The sequence below is a fragment of the Rhodococcus sp. (in: high G+C Gram-positive bacteria) genome (genome assembly GCF_049299235.1).
Lineage (GTDB): Bacteria > Actinomycetota > Actinomycetes > Mycobacteriales > Mycobacteriaceae > Rhodococcus.
Genome location: NZ_JBAQXC010000269.1, coordinates 1 through 8,740 on the forward strand (window position 1 = coordinate 1; position 8,740 = coordinate 8,740).

The 8,740-nt window shown below is 66.8% G+C and carries 9 protein-coding genes; 6 read left to right on the plus strand and 3 right to left on the minus strand.

Going from position 1 to position 8,740, the window contains the following annotated elements:
• The 6 genes from WAX14_RS15820 to recX all read left to right on the plus strand — a co-directional run.
• A partial coding sequence (locus WAX14_RS15820) for an FAD-dependent oxidoreductase (RefSeq protein WP_422629004.1) occupies positions 1 to 917 on the plus strand: 917 nt, incomplete at its 5' end.
• A gap of 45 nt (positions 918 to 962) precedes the next feature.
• Entirely contained in the window at positions 963 to 2,108 is a 1,146-nt protein-coding gene (locus WAX14_RS15825; protein ID WP_422629005.1) for a glycosyltransferase, read from the plus strand.
• A 54-nt stretch (positions 2,109 to 2,162) separates the two neighbouring features.
• Positions 2,163 to 2,357 carry a DUF3046 domain-containing protein gene (locus WAX14_RS15830; protein ID WP_422629006.1) on the plus strand — a complete coding sequence of 65 codons (195 nt, stop codon included), beginning with the start codon at positions 2,163 to 2,165 and terminating at the stop codon, positions 2,355 to 2,357.
• Between the two features lie 236 nt (positions 2,358 to 2,593).
• Entirely contained in the window at positions 2,594 to 4,720 is a 2,127-nt protein-coding gene (gene recA / locus WAX14_RS15835; RefSeq protein ID WP_422629007.1) for a recombinase RecA, read from the plus strand.
• 61 nt (positions 4,721 to 4,781) lie between these two features.
• Positions 4,782 to 5,432, plus strand: a complete 651-nt coding sequence (locus WAX14_RS15840; protein ID WP_422629008.1) for a GDSL-type esterase/lipase family protein — start codon at positions 4,782 to 4,784, stop codon at positions 5,430 to 5,432.
• 10 nt (positions 5,433 to 5,442) lie between these two features.
• Positions 5,443 to 6,057 carry a recombination regulator RecX gene (gene recX / locus WAX14_RS15845; RefSeq protein ID WP_422629009.1) on the plus strand — a complete coding sequence of 205 codons (615 nt, stop codon included), beginning with the start codon at positions 5,443 to 5,445 and terminating at the stop codon, positions 6,055 to 6,057.
• 57 nt (positions 6,058 to 6,114) lie between these two features.
• On the opposite strand, the gene WAX14_RS15850 is transcribed toward recX, so the two are convergent.
• The 3 genes from WAX14_RS15850 to WAX14_RS15860 all read right to left on the minus strand — a co-directional run bounded on the left by WAX14_RS15850 (position 6,115) and on the right by WAX14_RS15860 (position 8,689).
• A complete protein-coding gene (locus tag WAX14_RS15850; RefSeq protein ID WP_422629010.1) occupies positions 6,115 to 6,942 on the minus strand; it encodes an alpha/beta fold hydrolase in 828 nt (275 codons plus the stop codon).
• A 158-nt stretch (positions 6,943 to 7,100) separates the two neighbouring features.
• A complete protein-coding gene (locus WAX14_RS15855) occupies positions 7,101 to 8,012 on the minus strand; it encodes an amino acid ABC transporter permease (protein ID WP_422629011.1) in 912 nt (303 codons plus the stop codon).
• A complete protein-coding gene (locus WAX14_RS15860; RefSeq protein ID WP_422629012.1) occupies positions 8,009 to 8,689 on the minus strand; it encodes an amino acid ABC transporter permease in 681 nt (226 codons plus the stop codon). The genes WAX14_RS15855 and WAX14_RS15860 overlap by 4 nt, the downstream gene beginning before the upstream one ends.
• Positions 8,690 to 8,740 lie beyond the last annotated feature (51 nt).

The following is an 8,740-nucleotide window of genomic DNA, read 5'->3' on the forward strand; positions in this document are numbered from 1 at the left end:
TCTCCGCACGTGCCGCCACCGCCGAGTCCGCAATCCTGCACGACGAACTGACCGGAGGCGACCTCACCGTACGGGCCCGCGCGGTAATCAACGCCGCGGGAGTGTGGGCCGGTCACGTCGACCCCTCGATCGCGCTGCGCCCCAGCCGCGGCACGCACCTGGTCCTCGACGCGGGCGCCCTCGGTCATCCGACCGCGGCGCTCACCGTCCCGATTCCGGGCGCGACCAACCGGTTCGTCTTCGCCCTGCCCGCCGAACTCGGCCGCATCTATCTCGGTCTCACCGACGAGGACGCTCCCGGCGACATTCCCGACGTCCCGCGCGCGAGCGACACCGAGATCGACTTCCTGCTCGACACCGTCAACACGGCTCTCGCCGCCGCGCTGACCCGAGCCGACGTGCTCGCCACCTATTCCGGACTGCGCCCGTTGCTGCGGCAAGCCGGGGGTGGTAACACCGCCGATCTGTCCCGGCAGCACGCCGTCGTCCGCGCCGACGGCCGGCCCATCGGCATCGTCGGTGGAAAGCTGACCACCTACCGGAAGATGGCGCAGGACGCGGTCGACGCGGCCGTCGCCGCCACCGGACTGCCCGCCGGTCCCTGCAACACCCACCGGATACCGCTGGTCGGTGCCGCGGACCGGGCCACTCTGGCGCGACTCGCGGCTCCGGAAGCCCTGGTGCGCCGGTACGGGACCGACGCGGTGTTCCTCGCCGCAGATCTCCGGAAACTCGATCCCGTCGCTCCCGGACTGGATGTGTGCCGCGCCGAATTCGACTTCGCGGTCACCCACGAAGGGGCCCTCGACGCAGGCGACATTCTCGACCGGCGCACCCGCATCGGACTCGTCCCCGCAGACCGGGACGCCGCGTACGAGGCGGCATTGTCCGTGTTGGCCGACCATGGACTTGCCTGACCAGCGGTGGTCGGGCAGGCAATGCCGATATGGCAGGCTGTGCCGATGCGAGTTGCAGTGGTGGCCGGACCGGATGCCGGGCACGCGATTCCGGCGATCGAACTGTGCAGGCGGTTGGCGGATGCTGGCGACGATCCGATCCTGTTCACCGGCGAGCGTTGGCTCACGACCGAGATTCCCGGTGTCACCTTCACACTGCTCGAGGGACTCGATCCGAGGCCCGGCGACGACGACCGCGACGCAGGCGCCAAGCTCCACGCCCGCGCCGCGCACATCGCAACCAGCCTCCTGCCGAACCTGAGTGCGCTGCTCCCGGATCTCGTCGTGTCCGACGTCATCACCGCAGGCGGGGGAATGGCCGCCGAATGGCTCGGTATCCCCTGGATCGAACTGTCCCCGCACCCGCTGTACCTGCCGTCGCGGGGTCTGCCGCCGATCGGCAGCGGTCTCGCACCCGGACACGGGATCGGTGGCCGGATCAGGGACGCCGTGCTGCGCCGCATGACCGCCCGGTCGGTGCGGCAGGGCGACCGGGAACGCAGCGCCGCGCGGCTGGGTATCGGCCTCCCCGGGCCGGACCCGGGGCCGGCCGCCCGCCTGATCGCGACCCTGCCCGCCCTCGAGGTACCGAGACCGGATTGGCCCGGCAATGCACACCTGGTGGGTCCGCTGTTGTGGGAACCGACGGAGACGGTGCTCACCCCGCCACCCGGTGCGGGACCGCTGGTGATGGTCGCCCCGTCCACCGCGACCACCGGTGTCGTCGGCATGCTCGACGCTGTGTGCGCCGCGCTGGACGGAACCGGGATGCGGGTCGCGGCGACCATGCTCGACGGCGCCGACGGGGAACTCCCGGACTGGGCGGTCGCGGGGAAGGGGCGTCAGGATGTTCTGCTCGGGCAGGCCGACGTCGTCGTGTGCGGCGGCGGTCACGGCATGCTCGCGAAGGCATTGACGGCGGGCGTGCCCGCGGTCATCGTGCCGGGCGGCGGCGACCAGTGGGAACTGGCCAACCGGGCCGCCCGGCAGGGCAGCGCGGTCGTGGTGCGCCCGCTCGATCCGGTTGCGGTGCTCACCGCGGTCGAAACGATCCTGACCGAGAAGCGATTCGCTGCCGCGGCCCGCAGCGCCGCGGAGTCCGCGACCCGGGTCGAGGATCCGATCGCGATCTGCCGCGCCGTGGCGGGCTGAACGCCGACGCGACCGTTTCGGCGATCGCAGCCGGTGCCCACTACGGTGGGCGGGGTGCGATTGACGGAATTCCACGAGCTCGTCCGGGTCGAGTTCGGTCAGCTTCACGGTGACGCGTTGCTTCGTGACCACGTGATTCTCTCGCTCGGGGGTCTCACCCCGGCCGAGGCGATCGAGTCGGGTCAGGAGCCGCGGGAGGTATGGCGGGCCCTGTGCGCCGAGTTCGACGTGCCGCCGACGCGGCAGTAGCGAGGCCGGTACCGAGTTCCGTCGGCACGGTGGCACCTGCGCCGACCGATCCCGCACCGCTATCCGTTCGAACGCATGTTCGCCTATGCTGGGTGGAGTGTGCGGTGACGTAGTTGTCCACAGCCGCCGGATTCATCCACAGATCCGCCGGCTCACCGGTCGCAGCGACGAACTTGTCGGTGCCGGCCTCTAGCGTCATCGACAAGCAGGACGAGATCCGATGAAGGGGACCCACGATGGCAGCACAGGCACACGACCGCGACAAGGCGCTCGAGCTCGCCCTCGCGCAGATCGACAAGAACTTCGGCAAGGGCTCGGTGATGAGACTGGGGGAGGAAGCCCACCAGCCGATCGCGGTGATCCCGACCGGATCGATCGCGCTCGACGTCGCACTCGGCATCGGCGGTCTGCCGCGGGGCAGGGTCGTCGAAATCTACGGCCCGGAATCCTCGGGCAAGACCACGGTCGCGTTGCACGCGGTCGCCAACGCGCAGGCCAACGGCGGCATCGCCGCGTTCATTGACGCCGAGCACGCGCTCGACCCGGAGTACGCCCGCAAGCTCGGTGTGGACACCGACGCGCTGCTGGTGTCGCAGCCGGACACCGGTGAGCAGGCGCTCGAGATCGCGGACATGCTGATCCGCTCCGGGGCGCTCGACATCATCGTCATCGACTCGGTCGCGGCGCTCGTGCCGCGTGCCGAGATCGAGGGCGAGATGGGCGACAGCCACGTCGGCCTGCAGGCCCGGCTCATGAGCCAGGCGCTGCGCAAGATGACCGGCGCGCTCAACAACTCCGGCACCACCGCGATCTTCATCAACCAGTTGCGCGAGAAGATCGGGGTGATGTTCGGCTGCTTCTCCTACGGCACCCGGGTACAACTCGCCGACGGCACCACCGAGAAGATCGGCAAGATCGTCAACCAGAAGATGGACGTCGAAGTGATGTCGTACGATCCCGACACCGACCGGGTCGTTCCCCGCCGGATCGTGAACTGGTTCGACAACGGCCCGGCTGATCACTTCTTGCAGTTCACGGTCGAGAAGTCCGGCGGCAACGGCCGTTCGCAGTTCGCTGCAACCCCTAATCACCTCATCCGCACCCCCGGTGGATGGAACCACGCCGGTGAGATCATTGCGGGCGACCGGGTGCTGGCGGCGGAACCGCATCGTCTGAGCGATCAGCAGTTCCAGGTCGTGCTCGGGGCGCTCATGGGCGACGGCAACCTGTCGCCGAATCGGTGGGACCGCAACGGAGTTCGGTTCCGGATGGGGCACGACACCGCACCGCACGACTACCTCGACTGGAAGATCGAACTGCTCGGAAACATCGGTTGCTCGACCCGAGTGAACGAGAAGGGAGCGAAGTTCGCCGACTTCACTCCGCTGCCCGAGTTGGCCGAACTGCAGCGGGCGGTCTATCTCGGCGACGGCAAGAAGTTCCTGTCCGAGGAGTACCTCAAAGCGCTCACGCCCCTCGCACTGGCGGTGTGGTACATGGACGACGGGTCCCTCTCCGTTCGTTCGGAGGGGCTGCAGGAGCGCACCGCCGGCGGTAGCGGGCGGATCGAGTTCTGCGTGGAGGCGCTGAGTGAGGGCTCGCGGGTCCGGCTGCGGGACTACCTGCGCGACACCCACGGGCTCGACGTGAAACTGCGGCTCGCGGGCGCGGGCAAGATGACGTACCTGACTTTCGGCACTGCCGCCAGCGCCGCATTCCAGGAGATTGTCGCGCCGTACATGGCGCCGTCGATGGAGTACAAGTTGCTGCCGCGCTTCCGTGGACAGTCCACCGTCACACCGGTGTTCATCGATCCGGAACAGCGCCTGGTGCCCGCACGCGTACTCGACGTGCATGTCAAGCCGCAGACTCGATCAATGCACCGATTCGACATCGAGGTGGAGGGGAACCACAACTACTTCGTCGACGGTGTGATGGTGCACAATTCGCCCGAAACCACCACGGGTGGTAAGGCGTTGAAGTTCTACGCCTCCGTCCGGCTGGATGTGCGGCGGATCGAGACGCTCAAGGACGGCGGCGACGCCGTCGGCAACCGCACTCGCGTCAAGGTCGTCAAGAACAAGGTGTCGCCGCCGTTCAAGCAGGCCGAGTTCGACATCCTCTACGGCCAGGGCATCTCCAAGGAGGGCTCGCTCATCGACATGGGTGTCGAGCAGGGCATCGTCCGCAAGTCCGGCTCTTGGTACACCTACGAGGGCGACCAGCTCGGCCAGGGCAAGGAGAACGCCCGCAAGTTCCTGCTCGAGAACACCGACATCCGCGACGAGATCGAGAAGAAGATCAAGGAGAAGCTCGGCATCGGCGCCGTCGTCACCGACGAATCCGAAGACGCCGACTTCTGACGCACGACCGCGTCGGGTGGTGGGTGCGGCCTCGACGGCCGCAACCCACCACCCTGGCATCATGACCGCCATGACCGCCATGACCCCACGGCCGATTCGATTGTGCTTCTTCGGTGATTCGTTCGTCGCGGGGGTCGGCGACCCCACCCACCGCGGCTGGGTGGGTCTGCTCGCCGAACGAGCCGGGCAGGCACTCGGTGAGACCGATTTCACCGTCTACAACCTCGGTGTTCGCCGCGACACGACCGCCGACGTCCGGGCTCGCTGGTTCGACGAGGTCCGCCACCGCTTTCCGGACGGATGCGACAATCGCCTCGTTTTCTCCTTCGGCGTCAACGACACGACGCGGCAAGCAGATTCGACACGTGTGCGGCCCGAGGACTCGGTCGCCAATCTTGCCGAAATCCTCGACGAGGCTCGCGCCAACAGCTGGCCGGTTCTCGTCGTCGGCCCGCCGCCGATCGCCGACGGCGAGCAGAACGCACGCACCGCACACCTCGACGGCCTGTTCGCTGCAGTGTGTGCGCATCGGAACGTGCCGTACCGCTCGGTTTTCGGGCCACTCGACGGCGACACCGCGTGGATGAGGGAAGCAGCGGCGGGAGACGGGGCGCACCCGGCCGCGCAGGGGTACCGCGACCTTGCGAACATCGTGCTCGACGCATGGAGCACGTGGATCGGCTCGGCCGTCGTTGTCGGTGAGGGACGCTAACGTGCCGGCTATGGACGACGCCGCGATTCCCGACCCGCATTCGACCTCCGCTGCCGGGCGGGGTCGCCGGCGCCCGCGTCCGGAGCCGGTGGGTGGTACCGAAGCGCAGGCCAAGGACGTGTGCCTGCGTCTGCTCACCGACCGGGCGCGCAGCCGTGCCGAACTCGCCACGAAGCTCGACGAGAAGGGGTTCACCGCGGAGATCGCCGAGCGGACCCTGGACCGTCTCACGGCTGTGGGTCTGATCGACGACGCAGATTTCGCTCAGCAATGGGTGCGGTCCCGGCACCTGTATGCGGGAAAAGGCAAACGCGCGATCGCACTCGAACTGCGCCGCAAAGGAATCGGGCAGCAGGAAGCTACGGATGCGTTGGATCAGATCGACAGCGACGACGAACGCGACCGTGCTGTCGAGTTGGTCCGCAAGAAGCTGCGCACCCAGCCGCCGCTACCGACCGAGGGTGATCGACGTGAGATCGCGGCCGAGCGGGACAAGTTGGTGCGCCGCCTGGTCGGAATGCTGGCGCGCCGAGGCTATTCACAGGGCATGGCATTCGATGTGGTGCGCAGCGCGCTCGACGAATCAGGTTCGGAATCGGGCGGTTTCGCAGACGATGGTCTGTGAACTGCACTGAGAACCGATCTCCGATGTGGTACTGGCGGCGCCCGACCCGGCAGAATGTCATCGCCAGTGGGATTCCAGCACATCCACGAGCTCACGTGCACGTTCGTCCGGAAAGAACAACCGGGCCCCGGGAACTTCGACGACCCCGGTCGCTCCAGGGATCAGATCGACGAGCCAATCTGCCCAGGAACGACGAAAGAAGAAGTCGCCGGTGCCCCACACGACAGCGGTCGGCACCTCACACGTGCTGAGAGCCGGACGTATCGGGGCAAGCAGAGTCGGTGTCATCGACGAGAGTAGCGCTGTCATGAAACGAGCGCCCTCGGCGCTGCCGAGTGTCGGTGCCAGGTAGTCGACGATCACGTCGTCGGGCACCGCGGAGACGTTCTGGTAGCCGGTGCGGTAGATGTGCTTGGCGACCTTCGGTATCCGGTCCAGCGGACGAGCCGCATACAACAATCTCGCTTTGGCCGCCCACACGGCGGGCTTGAACGCCGGCGGAGGAAAGTTGCCTTCGGTGTCGCAGTTGGTCAGAGCGACCGACGCGAACCGTGTGGGATCACGAGTCAGCACAACTTGGACGACGGCGCCGCCGGTGTCGTTGCCGACGAGATGGATGTCGCGCACGTCCAGCTCGCGGATGACCGTATCGACCGCGTCCGCAAGCCCCCACACCGAGGGCTTGCCGATCGGCGGGGTGTGTCCGTGGCCGGGCAGATCGATACTGATGCAGCGACGATGGTCGGAGAGCAGTCGGACGCAATTGCGCCACAGTCTGCCGTTGGTGAAAACACCGTGTACGAACAGCGTGACCGGTCCTTGCCCGATATCGGTGTAGCTGATGTCGCCTGCGGTGCGGCGGTGGGCTGCGAATTCGTCGGCCATGGTTGCCTCCTGTGCGCTCGCGAATGCCGACAGCTTGACCTGTTCGGACGCCTGCGATGCAAGGTGGTCAACGCGACGAGATCGACCGGATCGACTGCGACCCCGAGTTACTCGGCGCACTTCCACCGCAGACGACGAGCGCACCGCCACCGTTCACGTCACGGCTTCTTTTCGTCGCCGGTGATGTCCATGCCGGGAACCGCCATCACCGGGACGGTCTGCGGCTCTTCGGGTGCCACGGCGCCCTTCTTGCGGCGACCGGACCGAAGCCACTTCTCGACCCAGGTCGCCAGGGCCGTCAGCGAACTGTTCAACACGATCATGATCGCGGCGACCACCAGCAGCGACGGCAGATAGTTGCCGAATGCCGCACCGAGCTGCTGACCGGACCGCACGACTTCGACGTAGCCGATGAGATAGCCGAGCGCCGAGTCTTTCAGAGCCACAACCATCTGCGAGATGATCGCCGGAAGCATGACCGTGACGGCCTGGGGCAGCAGGATCAAACGCATGATCTGGTTCTTGCGCATGCCGAGCGCAGCCGCCGCTTCGGATTGTCCGCGCGGCAGTGACCGGATGCCGGCACGCACCAACTCCGCGATCACCGAGCCGTTGTAGAGGGTCAGTCCGGTGACCACCGCGGCGAGCGCGAGATACGACGATTTGAACACCCGGTACTCGGCGAAGATCTGGTACAGGAAGATCATCAGGATCAGTACGGGCACCGCCCGGAACAATTCGACGATCGTTCCGGACACGGCCCGCACCCAGCGGTGATCGGACAAACGGCCGATACCGAGCACGAATCCGAGGATCAGTGCCAGCACGATCGACAGGGCAGCGGCGATCAGGGTGCCGCGGATGCCAGGAAGCAGATAGGTGGTCCACGACGTGGATTCGGTGAACGGGTCCCACTTGGCGGCGGTCAGCTGCCCTTTGCTGTCGAGTGCGCGATACACCACGTACCCGGCGGCGATGAGCAAGACGACGACGAGCGCGGAGATCGCGTGGTAGATGGCGCGGGCACGGGGGCCCGGTGCGTCGTAGAGGACGGTTGCGCGGGCGCTCATCGGGCCACCTCGTAGCGCTTTCCGAGCCAGCCGAACAGCAGGCCCATCGGAAGGGTGAGGATCACGAAGCCGAGTGCGAAGATGCCACCGACCAGGAAAATTGCGGCTTCGGTCTCGATCATGGATTTCATGAGCAGCGACGCTTCGGCCACACCGATCACCGAGGCGATCGTCGAGTTCTTCGTCAACGCGATGAGCACGCTGCCGAGCGGAGCGATGACGGCGCGAAAGGCTTGGGGAAGCACGATCAGCCGCAGATTCTGGGCGAAGGTGAGGCCCAGTGAACGGCCCGCTTCCGACTGTCCGACGTGAACGGTGTTGATACCGGAGCGGAGTGATTCACAGACGAACGCGGCCGTGTAGATGCTGAGCCCCAGCACAGCGAGCCGGAAGTTGTTGTCCACCAGGAAGGTCGGCGAATCGGTCGGCGCGAGGTTGACTCCGAGAGTCTGCGAGAGACCGAACAGGCAGAACAGGATGATCAATGTCAGCGGCGTGTTACGGAAGATCGTCACGTACGTGGACCCGACCGCCCGTGCGATCGGGACGGGCGAGACGCGCATCGCAGCGAGGATCGTGCCGAGGATCAGGGCGCCGACCGCGGACAGTGCGGTGAGCTGGATGGTGATCCAGAACGCCTCGATCAGTTGACTGCCATACTTGTTCAACAGATCCACTGGGGAACTCCAGAATTCGATGGGCGAAGCGCGGGCCGGGCGATCCGCGAC

Coding starts and splice junctions, on each gene's coding strand:
- WAX14_RS15825 (WP_422629005.1), top strand. CDS start 963: ATGCGAGTTGCAGTGGTGGCCGGACCGGATGCCGGGCACGCGATTCCG.
- recA (WP_422629007.1), top strand. CDS start 2,594: ATGGCAGCACAGGCACACGACCGCGACAAGGCGCTCGAGCTCGCCCTC.
- WAX14_RS15840 (WP_422629008.1), top strand. CDS start 4,782: ATGACCGCCATGACCGCCATGACCCCACGGCCGATTCGATTGTGCTTC.
- recX (WP_422629009.1), top strand. CDS start 5,443: ATGGACGACGCCGCGATTCCCGACCCGCATTCGACCTCCGCTGCCGGG.
- WAX14_RS15850 (WP_422629010.1), bottom strand. CDS start 6,942: ATGGCCGACGAATTCGCAGCCCACCGCCGCACCGCAGGCGACATCAGC.
- WAX14_RS15855 (WP_422629011.1), bottom strand. CDS start 8,012: ATGAGCGCCCGCGCAACCGTCCTCTACGACGCACCGGGCCCCCGTGCC.